Origin of the sequence: Roseateles sp. SL47, assembly GCF_026625885.1 — a bacterium.
Classification (GTDB): domain Bacteria; phylum Pseudomonadota; class Gammaproteobacteria; order Burkholderiales; family Burkholderiaceae_C; genus Roseateles.
On sequence record NZ_CP113068.1, the window covers coordinates 1,819,384 to 1,841,290 of the forward strand.

Consider the following 21,907-nt stretch of genomic DNA (forward strand, 5'->3'; position numbering starts at 1 on the left):
GGCACCCGTTGGCGGTTAACGGCTTCCTGCATCAGGCGCCAATGAGCGCCTCCAGAAGCTCCAGGCAGCTCCGGGCCGTGCGGTCGTCGACATCCTGTTCCGCATGCCAGGCCGAGACGGAGACCGCAACGAGGTCGTGGTGCCCCAGCAGTTTGAAGAGCGCCAGCATGTCCGCCGCATTGGGCCCTTGCTGAACGTGGTATTTCAGGGCCGGCAGGCGGCTGCGGTCGTCGATGACATCCGTATCCCAGTGCACGTAGAGTCGCTCGCGTGCCTGCAACCGCGCCAGCACCTGGTCCATCGAGACGCGCTGGATCCCCGAGGCCAGCAGCGCCTCACGCTCGCCGGGATCGAGGTCACGCGCGTCAGCGAGCACGATCTGCGCCTCTGGATAGGCCTGAACGCCAATCTGGGCCAGGCAGTCGCGCACCGCCTGGTTGCGTGGGTCCGGGCTGGCATCCACCCGGCCGACAAACATCGCCAGCGGCATGCCACCGATGTATTGCGTCTGGCTGGTGGCCCAGGTGTGGAAGTCGCCATGGGCATCGAGCCACAGCACGCGTTCGGGCGAACGCCCGGCCTGCTGCAGTCCGGCCAGCATGCCCAGGCTGGACACGCAGTCACCGGCCAGGCTGACGGGCCGGTGGCCGCTGCGAGCCAGCGCTGAAACGCGCGTGGCCAGCGAGGCGTAAAGATGGCCCATGTGGTGCAACCGCAGTTGGGCATCGTCGATCCGCGTCTCGTGCAGGGGCTCCGGTGCAATGACCTCCCACGGGTGGGCGGCGATATCCAGCACCCGGCGCAGACCGTCACGGCGCTGGCCCATCAGGAAAGGCAGCAGAATCCTTGCATTCATAGCCATGTGTCCGGCTCCATGCTGTAGTTCAGCCTGTCCATCATCTCGCGCACCTCAGCCCGCTGCGCCAGTTGCAGAAGCTGGTCGCCCCGCTTGTGCCAGCGTCTGACACGCGGTGCGTCGGTCGCCATCCTGACCGGCAAGACGCCGGGCAAGGACATGGCCGGTAGCCCCAGGTGGTCGGTCACCGCTCCGAGCACTTCGGAAGGGTTGGCGATGAAATTCTCGAACGACACGCGCAGACTGCAGACATTGCTTTGCAGGATGGCGTCCTGAGCGGAGTACCACTGATTCAAACAGACGTTGTCCAACCGGGCGCGCGTAAACGCTCGCCAATTGCGCGGCAGATCAAACTTCCACCACTTGAGGCCGAATGGCACCTGATCCGAATAGCCCCGGATGGCGAGTTCACAACCCACCTTGCTGAGGTCGTGAGAGAAGAACCCCAGTGGATAGAGCCAGCCGTCCATCAGGCCGTTGACGGACTGGGCGAAACCCCGCGTCAGGTGGATATACGTCACCTTCGCATTCGGAAAGAGTTGCTCGTACATGCCGATCCGATAGGCATCCGACGGCGACTTGAACAGCAGCACCGAATCGGCAATGTCGGCCAGGCGGAAGGGCCGACGCCGGAGCGTTGGCACCACAAAGGGCGGCTCCTCGATCTTCAAGCGCTCGTCGAAATATCGCCCCGCCGCCGGGCCCGCATGGCCGTCGTAGTAGCCGATGCGCCATGGTTCGTCGCGGAACACGGTGTCCAGGATGAGTGTCTGAAGTTCCGCCTCGCTGCGGCGGTCATGACGATCAATCCGGCTCAAGGCCTCCTCCAGCGACTGCTCCAGGCGATGTTCAGCACCCGCGCTCAGGAAGTGCGTGGGGAATTGCAGCAGCAGCCGGTTCTTCCACTTCCTGAGCAGCAGTTCGGTGTCGAGCAGCTCGGATGAGGGGAGGGAGATCTCATCCATGACGTAGCTGCTCAGTACCCCGGCATTGGCCACCCACTCGAGGCCATCGCTGTCGGAGTTCTGGTGAAAGCCATTGCCGGACAAGGTCAGCAGCGGGTCAATCTCACCGTCCAGCGAAGCGATGCGTGGATGCTGGGCCAGTGCGTGCTTGAAGTGAGTGGACCCGCAGCGAGAACTGGACAGAATGACCACCACCCGGCGAACCAACAAATCAAGCTCGGTACTCGGAACGGCGTGGCGCGACTGGATGGCCAGGAGGAAGCTGTCCACGGCAGCCGGCGCGTCAGACCCGGGTCATTTCAAAAACGAAGAACTCCTGGCGACGGGCCTCATCAGTGGCTTCGCGCGCCAGCTCCGTCACCTTCAATCCTGAGGCCTGAGCCAGCCGGTGCATGGTGTCGATTTCCCCGAAATTGGACTGCACGAAATAGATGCGTCCGGCGGGCTTCAGATGCCGCCCCACCCCTTCAAAGAAGCGGGTGTTGGTCTTGAACTCCGTGTCCCATTGGGACATGGCCACCACATCCTGGGCGGGCTTGTTGCGGAAGGGCAGGTTGGCCGTGATGACGTCGAACTGCTGGTCCCCCAAGGCCGTGAACAAGTCGGACTGCAACACCTGCATGGTGTCAGAGAAACCATGCATGCTGGCGTTGTGAGTGGCGCTGCGGACCGCTGCCGGGTTGATGTCCACCCCCACCACGCGCCCGGCACCCCGGTAGCAGGCGAAGATGCCGATCACGCCGGAGCCCGTCCCCACGTCCAGCACATGTTCGCCCGGCGCGACGTGGAAGTTCTTGATCAGCGGCAGGCTGTCGGCAAAGGGCCAGAAGGTGTTGGGAAAGACCAGGAACTCTTTGTCCAGATAACTGACCTTGCGGCCTTCGGGCGGCACCGATTTGAAGAGTTGCTGCCGCTGCATCTGCCACTCATCGGTAAAGCTGCTCAAGTCCATCGGCGACCTCCTTGAAGAGCGCTGTGCATGTTGGCGCTTCACGGCCTTCCGGGCTGGAAGCTGCTGGGCATCGAGCATTGCCGGTTTAATGCGAACTGGCAATAGCTGGCACGGCAATTTCTTCGCAATGCCACAGGCTGCAAGTCACCCTGTTCGCCCTACAGGACGGCAGCGGCGCTGGCTTCCCACAGAAGCAGGACGATGGTCCTTGCAAGACCGCAGGCCCCCCCGTACCATCCAATCGAACGGATGTAGTCAAAACACTCAACACGTAATCAGAGGGTCGAGCAACCTCGGCATGTTGAGTGGGGGAGGATCCATTGAGCGCGTCACCCCTCACGGGCCGCGGCCTGAAACGCCGTCAAGTGACAGGCGTTGCAGCGCTTGCCATCATCGCCGCGTGGTTCGGCCTGAGCCGGCGCTCAGCCGCTCCACCGGCATCGACTGAAACGCTCACCATCGCGTTGCCGCAGGCACCACACGCCGCGCTCATACATCTTGCGGATGCCAAAGGGCTGTTCCAGGCGCACGGCCTCGCGGTGAAGGTATCCTCACAGGCGCATGGCAAAGCCGCATTGGAAGAGGTGCTTCAGGGCGGGGCCGATCTGGCCGCTGCAGCCGATGTGCCCATCGTGATTGAGGTGCTCAAAGGTGCGCCGCTGAGCATCGTGACAACGGTGGCCAGTGCCTCCAATGAGCTGGCAGTGCTCGCGCGACGTGACCGCATGGTCACGTCGCCAGGGGATCTGGCGCGGCATCGGGTTGGCGTGACCTTAGGCACCAGCGCTGAGTATTTTCTATGGGCGTTCATGGTGCGCCACCGCCTGGCGCCGCAGTCGCTTGTGCTGGTGGACCTGCCGCCGAATCGCCTGGTCGCTGCCCTGCGAGAGGGCAGTGTGGATGCAATTGCCGCCTGGCAGCCTGTCCGGCACGATGCTGAACGGGCCCTGGGCAGCGCCATCGTCACGTTCACCGCACCGGATGCGTATGCCCAGAACTATGCGCTCGTCGGTCGTAGCGCATTCCTCGCAAGCCGTGGAGAGGCCTTGCGCCGGCTGATGCTGGGGCTGCTGGATGCAGAGCGCTTTGTGGAGGCCTCTCCTTCACAGGCGAGAAGCTTGCTTGCCACTCGGCTGGCACTGAGCCCCGACGCCTTGGAGCCCGCCTGGCAAGCCTTGGAACTGGAGGTCGACCAGCAACAGGATCAACTGATCACGCTGGAGGACGTGGCGGTGTGGGCCATGGCCCGCGGTTATGTGCCCGCGCAGCCCATGCCGAACTTCCTGTCCCATCTCAGTGTCGATGCGCTGCAGGAATTGCGCCCGAGGCGGGTGACGGTGGTGAGATGAAGATCAGCAGCAAAGCTCGGATCGGCTTGGCATTGATGTTCAGCGCCATGGTGCTGATCGCCGCCAGCATTGGCTGGGCCAACGCCCAGGTGAGCATTGCGGTCCAGCAGCGTCGCCATACCGGGGAGATTGCGAGCGCTCTTAACGACATGCGCCTGGTGTCCTTCGAATACCTGCTCAACCGTCGTGAACGGGCGCGATTGCAGGAGAAGGCGGTCTGGGGGCGCCTTGAGGCCTTGCTTTCCCAGCCCACAGATGGAGACGACACCACAGTGAGGACGCTGGCCGAACTGCGAGCCAACCTCGAGGCCAGCCACCACTTGTTCCTGGAAGTTGATCCCATGCAGGCCTCCGGGGGGGCCAATGACGAGATCCAACGTCGCTTCGAGACGCAATTGTCCAACCGGCTGCTGATCCTTCAGCAGCGCGGCCTGGTGGACGCGGCCCAACTCATCGAAGACGCTGGCGCCCGGATTGACGACACCCAACGACGCGTGGTCGTCGTGACGGCGTGGGGGCTGGCCTTGATGGCGCTGATCACCGGTTCCGCAGTCTGGCTGTTCCGGCGCGACGTGCTCAAGCCGATCTCGCAACTGGAGCAGGCAACCCGTGAGATTGCCGCCGGCAACTGGACCTTCGAGCTGAATGCCAGCGCCAACGATGAACTCGGTGAAATGGCACGATGCTTTGATGCGATGACACGCGCGCTGCGGGATTCCTTCACCCGGATCGAGCGCAGCAATCGCGAGCTTGTCTCACTGAATAGCGAGCTCGAATCCTTCAGCTACTCGGTGTCGCATGATCTGCGCAGTCCGCTGCGAAGCATGGATGGTTTTTCGCTGGCGCTGCTGGAGGACTACGGCGACAAGCTCGACGACGAAGCGCGCGACAGCCTGCAACGCATCCGGGGGGCCAGCCAGCGCATGGGACGCTTGATCGACGAGATTCTCGGCCTGGCCCGGGTGACCCGAGCGGAGCTGCGACTCCAGGAGGTGGACCTCAGCGCGATGGCTCGGGAGATCGCCGCCGACCTCAGCCGCACCCAACCGGAGCGTCACGTGCGCTGGGAGATCGAGGACGGCATCCGGGCCCAGGCGGACCGTGAGCTGATTCGCATCGCGTTGCAGAACCTGCTCGACAACGCCTGGAAATTCACCGGCAAGACGGCGGACGCCCTGATCCAGGTGGGGCAGCGCTACGAAGACGGCCATCGAAACTGCTTTGTCTCCGACAACGGTGCCGGTTTTGACATGGCTTATGCCGAACGCTTGTTTGGGGCATTCCAGCGCCTTCACCACGAAAGCGATTTCCCGGGCACCGGGGTCGGCCTTGCGATCGTGCATCGCGTGTTTCGCCGTCATGGCTGGCCCCTCTGGGCGAAGGCGGCCCTCGGCACCGGCGCCACCTTCTTCTTCCGCATTCAGGAGAACACTGATGAACGACGAGAGCAAAGTCATCCTGCTGGTTGAAGACAACCCGGACGACGTCGCGCTGACGATGCGGGCCTTCAAGCGCAGCCATCTGATGAATCCGGTGGTTGTGGCCCGCGATGGCGTGGAGGCGCTTGATTTCCTCTTCGCACGTGGCGCCCACGCCAATCGTGCGCAGTCACCGCTGCCCACGCTGGCCATTCTCGATTTGAAGCTCCCTCGGCTCGATGGGCTCGGCGTACTCAAGGCACTTCGCGCCGACCCTCGCACGGCGCTGTTGCCGACGGTCATCCTGACCTCGTCGAAGGAGGAGCAGGACGTCGTGTCGGGTTATCAGCTCGGCGCCAACAGCTATGTGCGCAAACCCGTGGACTTCTCTGAATTTGTCGAAGCGGTCAAGGTGCTCGGCATCTATTGGCTCGCGCTCAATCAAATGCCGCCGTGGCCGTCCTCGTCATGAATGAAGTACAGCCGATCAAGGTTCTTGCCATCGAAGATTCGGAGAACGATGTCCGCCTGGCCATGCGCCTGTTGCGTCGGGCCGGTTTTGATCCGGACTGTCATCGCGTCGAGGATCTGGCCGCGCTGCGCTTGGCGTTGGACCAAATGGACTGGGATGCGGTGATCTCCGACTTCAGCATGCCCGGCTTCAGCGGGCTGGAGGCCCTTCATACGTTCCGGGCCGCGGGCCTGGATATTCCCTTCATCTTTGTCTCCGGCACGATTGGCGAGGAGACCGCAGTCGCCGCGATGAAGGCCGGAGCGAGCGACTACGTGATGAAAGACAACATGAGCCGGCTGGCGCCGGTGCTGGAGCGTGAGCTTGTCCAGTCCGCGCGCCGTGCGGCCCATCGCGAGGCGGAAGCGGAACTGAGACGCTTTGAACTGCAACTGGCCGAAGCGCAAAAGATGGAGTCGCTCGGGACATTGGCGGGTGGCATCGCCCACGACTTCAACAACATCCTGAGTGCGATTCTTGGCAACGTCGAATTGGCCCGGGGCCAACTCGGACCTGACCATCCGGTGCTGGTGTTGCTCGGCGAGATCCAGAAGTCCGGTCTTCGTGCCCGCGATATGGTCCGCCAGATCCTGACCTTCAGCCGCCGCGAGCCTCAGCAGTTGCGCCAGATTGCCCTGCATACCATCATCCAGGAGACCTATGGCCTGCTGCGCGTGACGCTGCCTGCCGTGGTGGACCTCGAATTGCTCCTGAGCGAGTCGCCGCTGCACGTCAACGGCGACGCCACGCAACTCCAGCAAGTGCTGATGAACCTGAGCACCAATGCCTGGCATGCGCTGCCTGGGGAGGCTGGCAAGATCGTGATCGGTCTTGAGCTGATGGATCTCGACGCCGCTGCGGTCAAGGCGCTTTCGGGCCTGGCAGCGGGGGCCCATGCGCACTTGTGGGTCAGCGATAACGGCATGGGCATGGACGACGCGACGCGCAAACGGATCTTTGAACCCTTCTTCACCACCAAACCCACCGGCAAGGGGACCGGCCTCGGTCTGTCAGTCGTTCACGGCATTGTCACCGCGCACCATGGCAGCATTGCCGTGGACAGCTGGCCTGGCCAGGGCAGCACCTTCCATCTCTACCTGCCCATCGTCCCGTCTCCCGCGCCAGCGACGAACGTTCATCCCGGCCAAGAGGCGCCCATCCGAGGGAACAGCGAGCACGTGGTCTACCTGGACGATGATGAGACCGTTTCGCTGGTGGTCGTTGGTCTCCTGGAACGCGCCGGCTACCGCTGCAGCAGCTTTACCGAGGCTGCTGCAGCGGTCGCCGCCATTGCCTCCCCGTCGGATACGGTGGACTTGTTCGTGACCGACTACAACATGCCAGGCCGCACCGGCCTCGACGTCGCCCGAGAGGTGGCTTCCCTGCGGCCTGCGTTGCCCATCGTGATCAGCTCCGGGCTGATCACGGATGAACTGCGCGAGAGAGCCGCAGAAGCGGGCATTCGCGCGGTGCTTGAAAAGGAAGACACGTTTCGCGACCTCACCACCTTGGTGAGAGAGGTGTTGGCTTCGCGACAATGAAAGCTGGCGCCAAGACAGGTCGATGCGCCGCGAGGATCTGGCGGCGATTCAGCGCTTTTTGGCTTTCAGTGGCGCCACGCTCTGTTGCAGGCGCCGCCACTCGTCCACCTCGGCGGCGGACTTCCCGCCCGGTGCCGCTGGTTTGCCTGCAGCGGAGGCGGTGGCACCCGCACGACCTGCGGACGGCGCGGGAGGTGCTGGTGCATGTGTAGGTGCGGGTGCCAATGCAGCCATGCCAGGGGTCAATACTTCGCCCAGCAGATCCAGCAGCCGGGTGCGTGCCCGCTGCGGGTGCCGACGGTAATACGTCAGCACCAGACCGACGATGAAACGCTCATCATCGTCCTGGGGCAGCCCGGAGGGGGGCTCGGCCCCACCCGACAAACCCGGCGCGCCTGCTGAACCTGCTGAACCTGAAACAGCCGCAGCAGTGTTCCCAGGCCCATGCTCCTGATCCATCCACCCCATCGGTTTGTGGCTCAGCTGTTCAAACTGGCGTGCCAGGCGCTCACCGATCTGCCGCGAACGGCTCTTGATCTGGCTCCAATAGCTGGGTTGGATCTGCAAACGCTCGGCAAAACGCCGCTCCAGCCCGCGCAGGGCGGCGGCGTCCGGATGTTTGATGGTGGCGGCAACGAATTCGTCGAACAAGCGCATCGCGTTGTCCAGTCGGATCTGCGCGACGTCGCGGGGGGCGGAACACATGTCCCCATGATAAAGCTTCGTTCACCTTTGCTGCGGCCGCCCCCGTCCACAGCCGTAGGTTTCTTGAGGAAACCAGGCTACTCCTCATCCTTCCATTGGTATTGAGACGCCAACTGCGCCTGCACCGTGGGCGGCACCGCTTCGTAATGGGACAGCTCCAGCGTGTAGCGGCCCTGGCCGCTGGTCAGCGCATTGAGCCGGTTTTGATAGGCCAACAGCTCCGCCAACGGGGCCGAGCCCTGCACCACGATCTGACCCGGCACCGAACTGCGGGTGCCGCTGACCTGCCCCCGGCGGGATGCGAGGTCGCCGGTGATGTCGCCGGTGGCCGCTTCCGGTGCGGTGATCTCCACCTGCACGATCGGCTCCAGCACCAGGGGCCGGGCCTCGCGCACCGCTGCCACCACAGCCTTGCGCGCCGCCGTGATGAAGGCCACCTCCTTGGAGTCCACCGAGTGGTGCTTGCCCTCCAGCACCGTGACCCGCAGGTCCTGGAGCGGGTAACCGGCCACCACGCCCTGTGCCAAGGCCTGGCGCACACCTTTTTCCACCGCTGGCATGAACTGCCCCGGAAGAGTCCCGCCCTTGACCTCGTCCCGGAACTCAAAACCCGCGCCGCGTTCCAGCGGCTCGACTCGCAGCCACACCTCGCCAAACTGGCCGGCGCCGCCGGTCTGCTTCTTGTGCCGGTGGTGCCCCTGGGCCGGGATGGAGATCGTCTCGCGATAGGCCACCCGGGGCGGCTGGGTGTGCACCTCCATCTTGTACTGATCTTTCAACCGCTCCAGCAGGGTGCGCAGATGCAGTTCCCCCAGCCCATACACCACCGTCTCGCTGCTTGGCGAGCCGCCCCCGTCGTGCTCACCGCCACGCTCCAGCCGCAGGCAGGGGTCTTCCTCCACCAGGCGGCCCAGCACCTCCCACAAGCGTTGCTCATCGCCATGGCGAGTGGGGCGGAGGGACACACCATGCACGGGGGCCGGCAGGCTCAACGGGGCCAGATGCAGATGCTCATCTTCCGGTGCGTCATGCAGCACGGCATCGTTCTGCAGCTCGTCCAGTTTGGCCAGTGCGCAAAGGTCGCCGGGCAGGGCATGGTCGATCTCCACATGCTCCTTGCCCTGCAGCCGCAGCAGATGAGCCACCCGGACCGGCTTGCGTGCATGGCCCACATACAGCTGCGCATTGCGCCGCAGCGTGCCCTGATGCACGCGCACCATGGCCAATTTGCCGAGGTAGGGGTCGGACTGGATCTTGAACACGTGGGCCACCACGTGCTGCGCCGGGTCCATGGCCACCTGCAGCGGCTCAGCCTCCGGGCCTTCCCCGCGCAGGAACTGGGGCGGATTGGCCTCATAGGGATTGGGCAGCAGCTTCTCGATGATGCCGAGCAACTCCTGCACGCCCACGCCCTGGCGGGCGGAGGTGAAGCACACCGGAATCAGATGGCCCTCGCGAAAGGCCTGTTCCAGCGGGGCATGCAGCTCGGTGGCGGGCACGTCACCGTCGTTGAGGTAGCGGTCGACGAACGCCGGGTCCACCTCCACCACCTGCTCCACCAGGGCCCGGTGAGCGGCCTCCACGGATCCGAAGTCCGCCTCGCCGCTGCATCCGAAGAAGCAGTCCTGCACCCGGGTACCGCCGTCGGCAGGCAGATTCAAGGGCAGGCATTCTCGGCCGAAGGTCTGCTGCACCTGGGCCAGCAGGCCTGCAGCATCCACCCCGGGCGCATCGATCTTGTTGATGATCACCAGCCGCGTGAGCCCCCGCTGGGCGGCGGCATCCATCATCCGTTGCGCCATCAGCTCAATGCCGGTCTGGGCATTGAGCACCACGGCGACGGTCTCCACCGCCTCCAGGGCCGGTAGTGCCTGTCCGATGAAATCGGGGGCGCCGGGCGTGTCCAGCCATCGCAGGTGGACGCCATCGTGCTGCGCATGCAGCAGCGACGTCTGCAGGGAATGCTGTGCCCGTCGCTCCTGCGGGTCGTGATCGCTGACGGTGTTGCCCTTTTCCACCGAGCCGGCAGATTGGATGGCGCCCGCTTTGAGCAGCAAGGCTTCAGCCAGGGTGGTCTTGCCGGCGCCTGCGGGGCCGGTCAGTGCCAGTGTGCGGATCGCCGCGATGCCCGGATGCGGGCGCGAGTCCGGGGCATTCGCGGCGCTGGATCGGCTGCCCGCTGTGGGGCCCTCCGATCCCGCAAGGGACGGGGATGGGGTGGTGGGCATGGCTCGTTCCTCTCGTTCAAGAGTTGGACTGCGTAAGAGCCTGACTACGGCCAGCGTAGAGGAAGCGCGACGCGGGCACAAGGCTGCAAGTGCGGGGCGAACGGCTGGGTCGTCCTGCGGCGTTCCCCTCGGATGTTGCGCAGGAGGGGACAGACGGACACTCGCCTGCGAGCCGCAGCGTCCACAGGTCTCGACATAGACTCCTCCTTTGGACACAACGACAGGGAGACACGGTGATGGTCAGTGGGGAATGCCGGACGGAATGCCGGACGGAATGGCGGACGGAATGGCGGACGGAATGGCGGACGGCTCGGCAGACGACAGGGGCTTCGCAGGCGGGTCGTGTGAGTCCGGTGTGTGGCGAGACACAGACCCGGCTGCCCACGCAGGCCACCCTTCCCGTGCCCATGCCCATGCCCATGCCCATGCCCATGCCCATGCCCATGCCCGTGCCCGTGACACGCCAAAGCCATCCCGCGCGCTCGCCTGCGTCCCTGCTGTCCGCCCTGGTGTTGTCCCTGGCGGCCCTGGGCGGTGCGTCCCCCGTGCAGGCCGCCGCACCACTGATGCAGGACAAGGTCGGCACCGAAAAGCCCGACGCCGAGATCCCGCTCCAGACCCTCAACAGCGAGCTGGACCGCCCCTGGGGCCTGGCCCAACTGCCTGGCGGCGATCTGCTGGTCACCCAGAAAGGCGGCGTCCTGCTGCGGCTCAGCGCCAGCGGCAAGACGCTGACCCCCATCACCGGCGTACCCGCCGTGAACGACCGAGGCCAGGGGGGGCTGCTGGGCATCGCCATCGACCCTGATTTCGGCGCGGGCAGTCCCTGGGTGTATCTGTCGTATTCCGAACCTGGCACGGGCAAGGAATCCGGTCTGGCCGGCACCTCGGTGGCACGTGGCCGCCTGGTGGGGCAGGCGTTGGTCGATGTCCAGGTCATCTTCCGCCAGCAACCCAAGGTCGAGGGCGCCGGGCATTACGGCTCCCGCCTGGTGTTCGGCCGTGACAAGACCCTGTTCATCACCACCGGCGAACGCATGAAGGGCGAGCCGTCTCAGGACCTGATGCAGACGCTGGGCAAGATCATCCGCCTCCAGCGCGACGGGACCGTGCCGGCCGGGAACCCGGACTTTGGCAAACCCGCGCTGCCCGGCGTGTGGAGTTATGGCCACCGCAACGTGCAGGGCGCCGCACTGCATCCGGTCACCGGCGAGTTGTGGATCACCGAACACGGGCCGCAAGGCGGTGATGAACTCAACATCGCACGTGCTGGCCGCAACTACGGCTGGCCGGTGAAGAGCTACGGCTGCCCCTACGGCTCACCGGTGGGCGAAGCCTGCCGCATCGGTGGTGGGACGCAGTCGCCGCAGTTCGAGGAGCCGCTGATCACCTGGGTGCCGCTGTCGATGGCGCCGGCCGGGCTGACCTTCTACACCGGCGCCATGTTCCCGGCCTGGCGGGGCAAGCTGTTCTCCGGTGCATTGGCCGGGCAGGCGCTGTGGCGGCTGACCCTGGATGGGGACAAGGTGGTGTCCCGCCAGCGGCTCTATGCCAGCCTGGGGGAACGCTTCCGGGATGTGATCCAGGCGCAGGACGGGGCGCTGCTGATGCTCACCGACAGCGGCAAGCTGCTTCGGCTGGCCCGTTGAACCGGCCGGAACTCTGGAACCATAGGAACCACAGCAGGCTCTGGCGGTGGCGTAATGACCAAACGCGATTCAGGCCAGCAGCTTCCAATACAGCGCCGTCGCATGCAGGCTGCCATCCGGGTTGGCGGCGAAGTTCGGAATCTCGCCGGTACGCTGCCATCCCTGCGACCGATAGAAGTCTTCAGCCGGTGACTGGGCCTCGGTGTCCAGCACCAGCAGGCTGAGCTCAGCCTCCCGGGCGGCGGCCTCCACCGCTTCCATCAACTGGGCTGCCACGCCGCGCCGACGCGCATCGGGATGCACCATCAGTTTCTGCACCTCGGCGCGATGCCGCCCGTTCGGCTTGCCACAAAGAGCCAGTTGCACGGTACCGAGCACCTGGCCGCGTTCCTGCAGCACCCACAAGCGGTGGCGCGGCCCGAGCTGGTCGAACACCGCCTCCCAATACTCGCGCATCTGCGGCTCATCCACATCCGACAGAAAGCCCAGCGAGGCGCCGCCATCCACCACCTGGAAGAACACTTCGCCGAGCGCGGGGATCCATTCCCGGTCTTTCGGGGTGAGCGGAATCAAGGTCATGAGCTCAGTCGTGTTTGTGGGACAGCACACTCTAGGTGTGGATGATCGGCAAGGCGGTCGGACAACAGGCCGTCACACCAGGTGGGGCAGCCGCTTGTAGTAGATGGCCACATTCTGCAGTTGGCCTTCGGCGCCGTGGCAGTGATCCGGAATCTGGCCGGCCCGCTGCCACCCCAGATGGGCGAACACCGCTTCGGCCTGGGAGTCGGCGCAGGTTTCGAGTTGCAGCAGATACCGCCCCTGGGTGGCGGCGGTGCATTCCACCCGGCTCATCAACTGGCTGGCCACGCCACGTCCGCGTTCATGCGTATGCACCATCAACCGCTGTACCTCCCCACGGTGGTGCGCATTGGCCAGCGGGCACAGGGACAGCTGCACCGCACCGAGCAAGCGGCCGGGCCCGTCGGATTCGCAGGCGATCCACAGGCTGTGATGCTGGCCCAGGCGGGCGAACACACCGTGCCAGTAGTCGAGTGCGGCATAACGCGACAAGGGCGCCAGAAAGCCCAGCGTGGCGCCTTGATGAACGTTGTCGATCAGCAAGTTGGTGAGCGCTGGCAGCCATTGAAGATCGCGTGAAGTCAGCTTGACGATCTCCATCGGCGCGCGCTGCGTGGCGGGTGCAACAACGACATCGCTGGCCAGTGTGGTGGGCGTGCGGGGCGCACGGACAGGCACGGTGACGGGGCTGAGGGCAAACATCAACAGGCAACTCCAGGTCGGAACGACTTCACCGTCTTGTGGACGGGACCTGGAAAACCCTGACGCAAGGCGTGTGCCAACGCACAGTCCACGCGAGCGGATGGCGCGACGTGTGGGCGGCAATCGCGCAAATGGCCCGGGTCAGGCGGATGCGGCCACGCTGAGTTCGGCTTCCAGTCCCGGCTCCGCACACAGCCGTCCGCGCCCCTGATGCTTGGCGGCATACAGGGCGGTTTCGGCGCGCCGCAACAAGTCCTCCAGATTGCGATCCCCGGGGCGGAGCTTGCCCCAGCCGGCAGAGAAGTTCAGCGCAATGCCCAAGGCCTGGGGGGCGGCTTCCTGCAGGGCCTGGCGAAGTCGTCGGTCCAGCGCCGGTGGTCCCACCAGATCTGACCGGGCCATCAGCACTGCGAATCGCTGGCCATCAATCCGGGCCACCAGGTCCCCGAGCCGTTTCTGCTCATCCAGGCAGCGGGCAAACCATTGGATGGCCGCGTCGCCACGATCCTCCCCGAGGTCGGCATTCAGCGTCTTCAACCCATCCAGGTCGATCACCACCAGCATCAGCGGCTCGTTGTAGCGGCGCGCCATGGAAATCATGTCCACCGACCGCTGCTGAAACGCCCGCCGGTTGGCCAGGCCGGTGCTGGTGTCCACCTGGCTGAGCTGCCGCAACGCCGCTTCGCTCTCCCCACGCCAGGCGACCAGCACACCGATGGCTGCGGTCAGCACACACACGTTGGCGGTGAGCGCAAACACCACATTGAGCGGATGCGGTGCATCGAAGCGGGGCAGGGCGCCCGTGTCCATGCCCGCCAGCCAGGCGCGAGCCAGGTTGAGCAGACCCGCCAGCCCCAGGCTCACCGCCAACAGCAGCCGCCAACGCAGGTGACCCACGGGCCCTCGCTTCACCGGCTGCATCAGGCTGGCCGCCAGCGCCAGCATCTGCAAGCCCAGGCAGCCGTTGGACCAGGCCAGCCGGAAGCCCGGGTTCTCCCACCCCAGACCGAATCCCAGCATCACCACCCCTGGCATGCCCCAGTGCAGCCAGCGCCCCAACCGGCCGGGCAGCCAGTGGTAGGTGGCCCTCCACAGCAGGCTGAGGCTGGCGCTGAGCAGCCCCAGGGCCAGGGTGGCCGTCGGCCGATGGATCTCTTGCGGCAGCAGCAGCAGTGCCCAGCCCGCCGCCTGGGCCGCCGCACTGAGTTGCGCATGGCGGGCACCGAGGCTGTGGCGCCAGCCCAGTTGCAGCGGCAGCAACACAGCCAGCGCCAGTGACAGGATCAACAGCAGACTGAACAGGGTCGGGACATCGAAGCGCATCGCGAAGGGGCCGGGCGCAACTGCCGGCCGGGAATGGGCTGACCCATTGTGACCTCTGGTCGACCGGGGCGGCGCTGGGGGCCACCCGGCGCCTTGACGCACGTCATCCGAATTGGCGACGGTAGCGGGACGGCGCCGGCAGCCCCAGCTGACGGAAGTGGCGACGCAAGGATTCGGGCGACCCCAGCCCGGAGAGGTCGGCCACGGCCTCCACATCCAGCTGCGGACGCGTTTCCAGCAGTTCCTTGGCCAGGCCCACCCGCTCGCGCACCAGCCAGTCCATCAGCGCCAGGCCGGTGCTGGCTTTGAAATGCCGCTGCAAGGAGCGTGGGCTCATACCGACATGACGCGCGAGGCTCTCCACGCGATGGTCGTCGCGCGGATGGGCCCGCAGGTGGGCCTGCAGGCGCGCCATCGGGCTGTCGGCGCGGGACGGCATGGGGCGCGGCACGAACTGGGCCTGACCGCCTTCCCGCTGCGGCGCCATCACCAGCCGTTGTGCGACGGCATTGGCCACCTGGCTGCCGTGGTCCTTGCGCACCAGGTGCATGAGCATGTCCAGGCCGGCGGCCGATCCGGCCGAAGTGATGACCTGGCCCTCGTCGATGTAGAGGGAGGAGGAATCGACCTGGATGGAGGGGAAGGTGTCGGCCAGCCGCTGCGCATAACGCCAATGGGTCGTTGCGCGGCGGCCCTCCAGCAGCCCGGCATGGGCCAGCACAAAGACACCCGAGCAGATGCTGCAGATCCGGGCGCCGCGTGCATGCGCCTTGCGCAGGGCCGCCAGCAGCGGTTCCGGGGCACGTTCCGCCGGGTCGCGCCAGCCGGGCACCACGATGGTGTCGGCGCGGCGCAGGGCGTTGAGCCCATGGGGGGCCTGGACCTGGATGCCGCCGGTACCGCGCAGCGGACCCGGCTCCACCGCGCAGATCAAATGCTGATACCAGTCCACCTCCAGCTCCGGACGCTCCAGGGCAAACAGCTCGACGGCGCAGCCGAATTCGAACATGCAGAGGCGGTCATACGCCAGGATCGCGACACGGTGAGGCATGGCGTGATCTTACTGATCACTGTCAGAAGCGCCACTGGCCAACAGCGACGGCGACCGGGACACTGACGGACATCACAGCCGTCATGCCCCCCTGGTGCGACGCCGTTGTGCCCCACCCTTCGTCCTTGTCTGCCCAGGAGCCCTTGATGCCGTCTTTTGTCTCCACGCCCCCCGCCGCCAGCAGTGCCGAGGCCTTGACTCATTTCGAGCAAGCGCTTCGCTTCGAAACCGACTGCTGGGATGTGCATGCCTCCATGTCTTCCGGGGCGCCCGACTATGTGCTGCTGGATGTGCGCAGCCATGAGCTGTTTTCACGCGGCCATGTGCCGGGCGCGCTCAGCCTGCCGCATGGCAAGATCACGGAGGGCAAGCTGGCCCATTACCCGCCGGACACGCTGTTTGTGGTGTATTGCGCCGGGCCGCATTGCAATGGCGCCCACCGGGGCGCGGCTCGTCTGGCTCGCCTGGGACGGCCGGTCAAGCTCATGATTGGCGGCATCACCGGCTGGGTGGATGAGGGCTTTGTCCTGCAGGTGGACGCCGCCCTCTGATCGGCGGGGGCAGCCTCCCCTGCGATCACTTCAGCGGGATCGGCGTGCCACGGTCCACCGGCACGGCCGTGACGCTGTTCTGAGGCGACCCCTCGATCACCCGATCCGAATAGGTCAGGTACACCAGCGTATTGCGCTTGGGGTCCACCATGCGGACCACCCGCAGCCGTTTGAAGACCAGCGAGCGGCGTTCAGAAAACACTTCTTCCTTGCGTGGCAGCGGCTTGGGGAAGCTCACCGGGCCCACCGCGCGACAGGCAATCGATGCTTCGGACTTGTCTTCGGCCAGCCCTAGCGCGCCCTTGACGCCGCCGGTCTTGGCCCGCGACACATAACAGGTCACGCCCTGCACGCCGGGGTCGTCGTAGGCGTCCACCACGATCTTGTGGTCGGGCCCGATCCACTTGAAGACGGTGTCCACCTCGCCGATGGCGTCGGATTCGACCGCATGGGCGGCGCCGGGCCCGGCAGCGAGCAAGGCGATCAAGGCGATGCCAGCGGCCGCCATCAGCCCAGACGCGGCCAGCCGTTGGACGAGCCGGTGCTGGTGCGCAGCGGGCGCGTCCGGTGAAGCGCCTCGATGAAGAGCCGCAGCGCGGGCCTGGATGGGCCGGCGGAGCTGGGTACGGTCAGAACGCGGATCGTGGGATGAATCAAACATGCGGAGCACTCCTCGAATGCGCCGTTGTAGCACGAGCGTTGCAAGCTGCCAGTGTGGTGCCCGTGTGGTGCCGGAGCCCCCTGCGGGCACCGGCTTGCCGTCATGATTCGGTTGAGCATCGAACTCAGCCGGCACCGCTCTGCGCTGATCAAGCGCTGGCGCCTACGCCAGGCCGCCGCGCACTCAAGGTCACCCGCTGCGGCGAGACGCGGCGGCATGGACTGCTGGAGGATTCATGAGCACAAGCATGGGCACCATCCGGGCAGCTTCCGGGATCCGGCCTTCCTGGCGTCGCTGCGACAGCACCACGTGGGGGTGGTGTTCACCGAGTCGGAGGACTATCCGCCGATGCCGGACCTCACCAGCGATATCGTCTGCACCCGCATCATGCGCACCCGATCGGCGCTTGTCACCGGCATTGATGACACGGTGCTGGACGGGCTGGCCCGATGCACACGTGCCTGGCAATCCGGACATCAGCCCACCGGCCTGGCCCTGATCGACCCCAGCCATGTGCCACCGATGCAGCCGCGTGATGTCTATGTCTTCTTTATCAGCGGAGCCAAGGAGCGCGCACCGGCTGCGGCCCAGGCGCTCCTGAGCCGCCTGCGCTGATGTCGATGAGGACCTGATGCCCTGATGCCCTGATGCCCGGATGCCCGGATGCCCGGATGCCGCTGACGGTCCCCCGTCTCGCACCTTGACCCAGGGTGTGGACCGCCCGCCACGGCCCGGCGGCAAGCCCGAGTGCGCACGTCTGGTGCGGCAGCCAAAAGCGGCGGGGCGGCGTTAGGATGTTTTGATGATTCACATCCCCACATTGATGCTGGCCCTGCTCAGCGGATTTGCGATGCTGGGGATTCAGCTTTGGATGGCGCGCCGCAGCCGGCTGCGTTATCTGGACCTGGGGGTCTGGACCTGGGGCTCCTGGATTCTGCTGCTGGGCTTTTCGATGTTGGCGTCGCGGGTGTTTCTGCCCACCTGGATTTCGGCGCTGGCAGGGAACGGGCTGATTGCCCTGGGCATCGTGGTGTATTGCGAGGGCATCTACCGGCATGTGCTGGGGCGTTCCATGCCGCGCTGGTGGTGGTGGTGCGGCCCCGGCGCGGCCTGGTTGCTGACTGCGTGGATGCTGACCTGGCCGCTGTACCTGCGCACGGCCGCCATTTCGCTGGTCTTTGCGAGCCTGCTGCTGCCGGGCATCGCGGTGCTGCTGAGCGTCGGCTGGCGTTCGGAATATTCCCTGCGCAGCGTGGGCATCACGCTGGTCATGGCGGCGGCCAGCCTGGTGCTGCGGGCGGTGCATGCCTGGCGCCATCCCGAGGACTATCAGAACCTCATGCAAAGCAGTCTGGGCCAGGGCCTGACCTTCCTCTTCAGCTTCATCTGCCTGATCGGCGCCGGCTTCGGATTTGTGCTGGCCAATTTTGAACGGGTGGCGCGGCGCATGGAGGACATGGCCTCCATCGATGCGCTGACCGGCTGCCTCAACCGCGGCACGGCAGACGCACTGCTGCGGCACGAACTGGAGCGCGGTCGCCGCGAATTCCAGCCGGTCGCCTTGGTGCTGCTGGACCTCGACCACTTCAAGGTGATCAACGATACCCACGGTCACAGCGCGGGCGACACCGCCCTGCAGTACTTCGTGACCGAAGTGCGGCAACGGCTACGGGCCTCCGATGTGATGGGCCGCTGGGGCGGGGAGGAGTTCGTGCTCGTACTGCCCGGCACCGACACGGTGGGGGCCACACGCCTGGTGGAGCAGATCCGCGAGGGCGTGGCCGCGCTGCAGATCCGCCATGACGGTGGGGAGCCCTTTGGCCTGACCGTCTCCGCCGGCATCGCGGTGGCCCAGCCCGTGCAGCAACTCGGCGCGGAGCAACTCTTCACGAGGGCCGATCAGGCGCTGTATGTCGCCAAGGGCGAAGGGCGCAATCGCGTGCATGTCTATCAAGAAGGCATGACCAGCCGGGCGCATCCCCAGGATCCCGCAACGGCTTGAACCCAGGGCCTGAGCAAGCGTCGTCTATGCTTGGCCCATGGCCCGAACCTCACACTCCTCCACCTCCTTCCTGGCTCGTCTGCCTGCGGCGCTTCCCCTCTGGACCTTGCTGTCTCCGGTCGCTGCCGTCGCGGGCCTTTTGGGGCTGGGCAACAGCGGCAGCTGGATGGTGCTGTCGCTGGTCAGCGTGCTGCTGATCGCGGCGGTGCTGGCTGCCGTACACCATGCGGAGGTGGTGGCCCACCGCGTGGGTGAGCCGTATGGCTCGCTGGTGTTGGCCGTGGCGGTCACCATCATCGAAGTGGCGTTGATCGTGTCGCTGATGCTGGCCGGCGGCGAATCCACCAACACGCTGGCGCGGGACACGGTGTTTTCCGCCATCATGATCGTGTGCAACGGTGTGCTGGGCCTTTGCATCTTGGTGGGCGGCTGGAAGCATCAGGTGCTGAAGTTCCGTGTGGACGGCACCAGCCCCACCCTGGCCGTGCTGGCCGCCTTGTCGGTGCTGACGCTGGTGCTGCCGGCCTTCACCACCAGCTCCCCCGGGCCGACCTTCACCCGTACCCAGCTCTTCTTCGCCGGGGCGGTGTCCCTGGTGCTGTATGGGGCTTTCGTGTTTGTGCAGGCCATCCGCCACCGCGATTACTTCCTGCCGGAGACCGGCGCGGATGACCAGCATGCACATGCGGAGCCGCCCAGCAACCAGGTGGCGCTGGTCAGCCTGGCCCTGTTGATGGGCTGCCTGGTGGGGGTGGTGGGGCTGGCGAAACTGCTGGCCCCCACCATTGAGCAGGCGGTGAGCGGCATCGGTGCGCCGCCGTCGCTGGTGGGCGTGATCGTGGCGCTGCTGGTGCTGCTGCCGGAAACCCTCGCGGCGGTGCGGGCGGCGCTTCACAACCGGCTGCAGACCAGCCTCAACCTGGCCTTGGGATCGGGCCTGGCCAGCATCGGCCTCACCATCCCGACGGTGGCGGTGCTCTCGCCGCTGTTCCCGCATTCGCTGGTGCTGGGCCTGTCGCCTTTGAGCATGGTGCTGCTGTTTCTCACCTTTCTGGTGGGCGGGCTGACCCTGGGCGGGGGACGGGCCACCGTGCTGCAGGGGGCCGTCCACCTGGTGGTGTTTGCCGTGTTCCTGTTCCTGGCGGTGATTCCCTGATCAATGACGCGCCAGACGGAAGGCACTCACCAGTTCATTGAGCTGTTGCGCCTGGTTCTGCAGGGACCCGGCTGCGGCGGCTGATTCCTCGACCAGCGCTGCATTCTGCTGCGTCATTTCATCCAGGCGCTGCACAGCCACGTTCACCTGGCCGATACCACCGCTCTGCTCCGAGGCAGCGGTGGCGATCTCGTTGACGATTTCCGCCACGCGGCGCACGCCCTGAACGATCTCGCTCATGGCCTCGCCGGCATCCGTCACCAGCCGGGTGCCCGACGCCACCCGGTCCACGCTCTCGCCGATCAGCATCTTGATCTCCTTGGCAGCCGTGGCGCTGCGTTGGGCCAGGGCCCGCACCTCGCCGGCCACCACTGCAAATCCGCGCCCCTGCTCCCCGGCCCGCGCGGCCTCCACGGCGGCGTTCAGCGCCAGGATGTTGGTCTGGAAGGCAATGCCATCGATCACGCCGATGATGTCGCTGATCTTGCGCGAGCTGGTTTCGATCTGCTGCATCACCTGCACCACTTCGCCGACCACGGCGCCGCCCTTGGAGGCAGAGCTGCGGGCCTCGCTGACCAGTTCGTTGGCCTGACGGGCTGAACTGGCGGTGTGCGCGACGGTGCCGGTCAGCTCTTCCAGGGACGATGCGGTCTCTTGCAGATTGGAAGCGGTGGATTCGGTCCGTGCTGACAGGTCCTGATTGCCGGTGGCGATCTCGCGGGTGGCCACATTGATGGTCTCCGTGCCTTCGCGCACCTGGCTCACCATCAGGCGCAGCGAATCCTGCATGCGGCTGAGTTCTCGCAGCAGCACACCGATTTCGTCGCTGCGTTCAACGTGGATGTCCTGGCTCAGGTCGCCGCTGGCAATCGTCGCGGCCACCGCGCCGGCATGCACCATCGGGGCCCGCACCGAACGGGTGATGCGCCATGCGATGACGATGCCCAGCACAACGGCCAGGGCGGTGAGGACCAGCATCAGCGTGGCGGCCTGCTGGGCCTGCACCGCCTGCTGCTTGGCAAAGGCGTCGGTGTCTTCCGCAATCAGCGAGGCCAGCTTGTCCACGCTGGACAGGTACTCCGCCGCAACGGGCGCGAGGGTCTGATCCACCTGGCGCTGGCCGGCGGAGGGATCGGCCTTGATGGCCTCCATGACCGACTTGCGGATGTCCACGTAACGCTTGCGCGCCTGAGCAATGACGGCCAGCTGGGCCTTCTGCTCCGAATCAGCGATGCCGCGCTCCAGCGTGGCCTGCAGTTCGTTGATGCGCTCGGTGGTCTTTGCCATCTGGCCGCCCAGATAGTCGCTGAGCTGCTGTTGGCCGCCGGACTTGGCCATGGACATCACCCGGTTGAGGTTGAGCTCGGTCGCGCCTCGCCACTGGAACGCCAGGGTGCGCCGTTGCTCTTGTTCGTGCAGGGCATCGCTGAGGCGCATCATCTCGCGCAGTTTGTACACCCCGACGCCGGTCATCAGCGCCGCCATCACCAGCACCGCCGCAAAGCCGACCTGCAGCAGCGTGGTGATCTTCATCCGGTTGAGTCTTTGGAACAGCATGGAGACCCCCAACGTCGTTTGATCTATGTACGATCGATTATGGGAGTGGCGTTTGCCGCGCTGCAAGCGGCGGCGCCCCCGTGGCTGCGGCACTTGTCACGGCGGCAGTGACCGTTGGGCACGGACTTTTCCCCGATCTACGGGGGAAACG

At 65.8% G+C, this 21,907-nt stretch carries 20 protein-coding genes; 9 read left to right on the forward strand and 11 right to left on the reverse strand.

Annotation, left to right across the window (positions count from 1 at the left end; translation table 11 throughout):
- Nucleotides 1-31: 31 nt before the first annotated feature.
- The 3 genes from OU995_RS07915 to OU995_RS07925 are packed head-to-tail and all read right to left on the reverse strand — an operon-like array spanning nt 32 to nt 2,773.
- Nucleotides 32-856 (reverse strand): arginase family protein, encoded by an 825-nt coding sequence (locus OU995_RS07915; protein ID WP_267834980.1) that lies wholly within the window; start codon nt 854-856, stop codon nt 32-34.
- Complete coding sequence (locus tag OU995_RS07920; protein WP_267834981.1) at nt 853-2,091, reverse strand: hypothetical protein; 1,239 nt, start codon at nt 2,089-2,091, stop codon at nt 853-855. Before OU995_RS07920 ends, OU995_RS07915 begins: the two co-directional genes overlap by 4 nt.
- 13 nt (nt 2,092-2,104) lie before the next feature.
- On the reverse strand, nt 2,105-2,773 hold the full coding sequence (locus OU995_RS07925) for a methyltransferase (protein ID WP_267834982.1): 669 nt from the start codon (nt 2,771-2,773) through the stop codon (nt 2,105-2,107).
- 365 nt (nt 2,774-3,138) lie between these two features.
- Here OU995_RS07925 and OU995_RS07930 point away from each other — a divergent pair, with 365 nt between their 5' ends.
- Genes OU995_RS07930 through OU995_RS07945 form a run of 4 tightly spaced genes read left to right on the forward strand, consistent with a single transcriptional unit; the run spans nt 3,139 to nt 7,592 of the window.
- Nucleotides 3,139-4,122 (forward strand): ABC transporter substrate-binding protein, encoded by a 984-nt coding sequence (locus OU995_RS07930; RefSeq protein WP_267834983.1) that lies wholly within the window; start codon nt 3,139-3,141, stop codon nt 4,120-4,122.
- Nucleotides 4,119-5,591, forward strand: coding sequence for a sensor histidine kinase (locus OU995_RS07935; RefSeq protein WP_267834984.1), 1,473 nt, complete (start codon nt 4,119-4,121; stop codon nt 5,589-5,591). Before OU995_RS07930 ends, OU995_RS07935 begins: the two co-directional genes overlap by 4 nt.
- A complete protein-coding gene (locus OU995_RS07940; protein ID WP_267834985.1) occupies nt 5,557-6,012 on the forward strand; it encodes a response regulator in 456 nt (151 codons plus the stop codon). The genes OU995_RS07935 and OU995_RS07940 overlap by 35 nt, the downstream gene beginning before the upstream one ends.
- The gene (locus OU995_RS07945; protein WP_267834986.1) at nt 6,009-7,592 is read left to right on the forward strand and encodes a hybrid sensor histidine kinase/response regulator; all 1,584 of its coding nucleotides are present in this window, start codon (nt 6,009-6,011) and stop codon (nt 7,590-7,592) included. The genes OU995_RS07940 and OU995_RS07945 overlap by 4 nt, the downstream gene beginning before the upstream one ends.
- Before the next feature lie 48 nt (nt 7,593-7,640).
- Here OU995_RS07945 and OU995_RS07950 read toward each other — a convergent pair whose 3' ends face one another.
- Nucleotides 7,641-8,297: a hypothetical protein gene (locus tag OU995_RS07950; protein WP_267834987.1), complete on the reverse strand. Its 657-nt coding sequence runs from the start codon at nt 8,295-8,297 to the stop codon at nt 7,641-7,643.
- Nucleotides 8,298-8,374: 77 nt separating this feature from the next.
- Complete coding sequence (gene fusA, locus OU995_RS07955; RefSeq protein ID WP_267834988.1) at nt 8,375-10,525, reverse strand: elongation factor G; 2,151 nt, start codon at nt 10,523-10,525, stop codon at nt 8,375-8,377.
- A 344-nt stretch (nt 10,526-10,869) separates the two neighbouring features.
- Here fusA and OU995_RS07960 point away from each other — a divergent pair, with 344 nt between their 5' ends.
- Nucleotides 10,870-12,174, forward strand: coding sequence for a PQQ-dependent sugar dehydrogenase (locus tag OU995_RS07960; RefSeq protein ID WP_267834989.1), 1,305 nt, complete (start codon nt 10,870-10,872; stop codon nt 12,172-12,174).
- Between the two features lie 69 nt (nt 12,175-12,243).
- Here OU995_RS07960 and OU995_RS07965 read toward each other — a convergent pair whose 3' ends face one another.
- From OU995_RS07965 to ftrA, 4 genes are all read right to left on the reverse strand, one after another.
- Nucleotides 12,244-12,753 carry a GNAT family N-acetyltransferase gene (locus OU995_RS07965; RefSeq protein WP_267834990.1) on the reverse strand — a complete coding sequence of 170 codons (510 nt, stop codon included), beginning with the start codon at nt 12,751-12,753 and terminating at the stop codon, nt 12,244-12,246.
- Between the two features lie 72 nt (nt 12,754-12,825).
- The gene (locus tag OU995_RS07970; RefSeq protein WP_267834991.1) at nt 12,826-13,455 is read right to left on the reverse strand and encodes a GNAT family N-acetyltransferase; all 630 of its coding nucleotides are present in this window, start codon (nt 13,453-13,455) and stop codon (nt 12,826-12,828) included.
- Nucleotides 13,456-13,596: 141 nt separating this feature from the next.
- Nucleotides 13,597-14,778 carry a GGDEF domain-containing protein gene (locus OU995_RS07975; RefSeq protein WP_267834992.1) on the reverse strand — a complete coding sequence of 394 codons (1,182 nt, stop codon included), beginning with the start codon at nt 14,776-14,778 and terminating at the stop codon, nt 13,597-13,599.
- Nucleotides 14,779-14,881: 103 nt separating this feature from the next.
- On the reverse strand, nt 14,882-15,829 hold the full coding sequence (ftrA, locus tag OU995_RS07980; protein ID WP_267834993.1) for a transcriptional regulator FtrA: 948 nt from the start codon (nt 15,827-15,829) through the stop codon (nt 14,882-14,884).
- Nucleotides 15,830-15,975: 146 nt separating this feature from the next.
- Between ftrA and OU995_RS07985 the strand changes: the two genes are divergently transcribed.
- Nucleotides 15,976-16,380 carry a rhodanese-like domain-containing protein gene (locus OU995_RS07985; protein WP_267834994.1) on the forward strand — a complete coding sequence of 135 codons (405 nt, stop codon included), beginning with the start codon at nt 15,976-15,978 and terminating at the stop codon, nt 16,378-16,380.
- 25 nt (nt 16,381-16,405) lie between these two features.
- On the opposite strand, the gene OU995_RS07990 is transcribed toward OU995_RS07985, so the two are convergent.
- Nucleotides 16,406-16,888, reverse strand: coding sequence for a CreA family protein (locus OU995_RS07990; protein WP_267836204.1), 483 nt, complete (start codon nt 16,886-16,888; stop codon nt 16,406-16,408).
- 255 nt (nt 16,889-17,143) lie between these two features.
- Here OU995_RS07990 and OU995_RS07995 point away from each other — a divergent pair, with 255 nt between their 5' ends.
- From OU995_RS07995 to OU995_RS08005, 3 genes are all read left to right on the forward strand, one after another.
- On the forward strand, nt 17,144-17,656 hold the full coding sequence (locus OU995_RS07995; RefSeq protein ID WP_267834995.1) for a DUF72 domain-containing protein: 513 nt from the start codon (nt 17,144-17,146) through the stop codon (nt 17,654-17,656).
- 187 nt (nt 17,657-17,843) lie between these two features.
- Entirely contained in the window at nt 17,844-19,043 is a 1,200-nt protein-coding gene (locus OU995_RS08000) for a GGDEF domain-containing protein (RefSeq protein WP_267834996.1), read from the forward strand.
- 37 nt (nt 19,044-19,080) lie between these two features.
- Nucleotides 19,081-20,199, forward strand: a complete 1,119-nt coding sequence (locus OU995_RS08005) for a calcium:proton antiporter (RefSeq protein ID WP_267834997.1) — start codon at nt 19,081-19,083, stop codon at nt 20,197-20,199.
- On the opposite strand, the gene OU995_RS27450 is transcribed toward OU995_RS08005, so the two are convergent.
- Nucleotides 20,200-21,756 carry a methyl-accepting chemotaxis protein gene (locus OU995_RS27450; RefSeq protein ID WP_324288725.1) on the reverse strand — a complete coding sequence of 519 codons (1,557 nt, stop codon included), beginning with the start codon at nt 21,754-21,756 and terminating at the stop codon, nt 20,200-20,202.
- Nucleotides 21,757-21,907 lie beyond the last annotated feature (151 nt).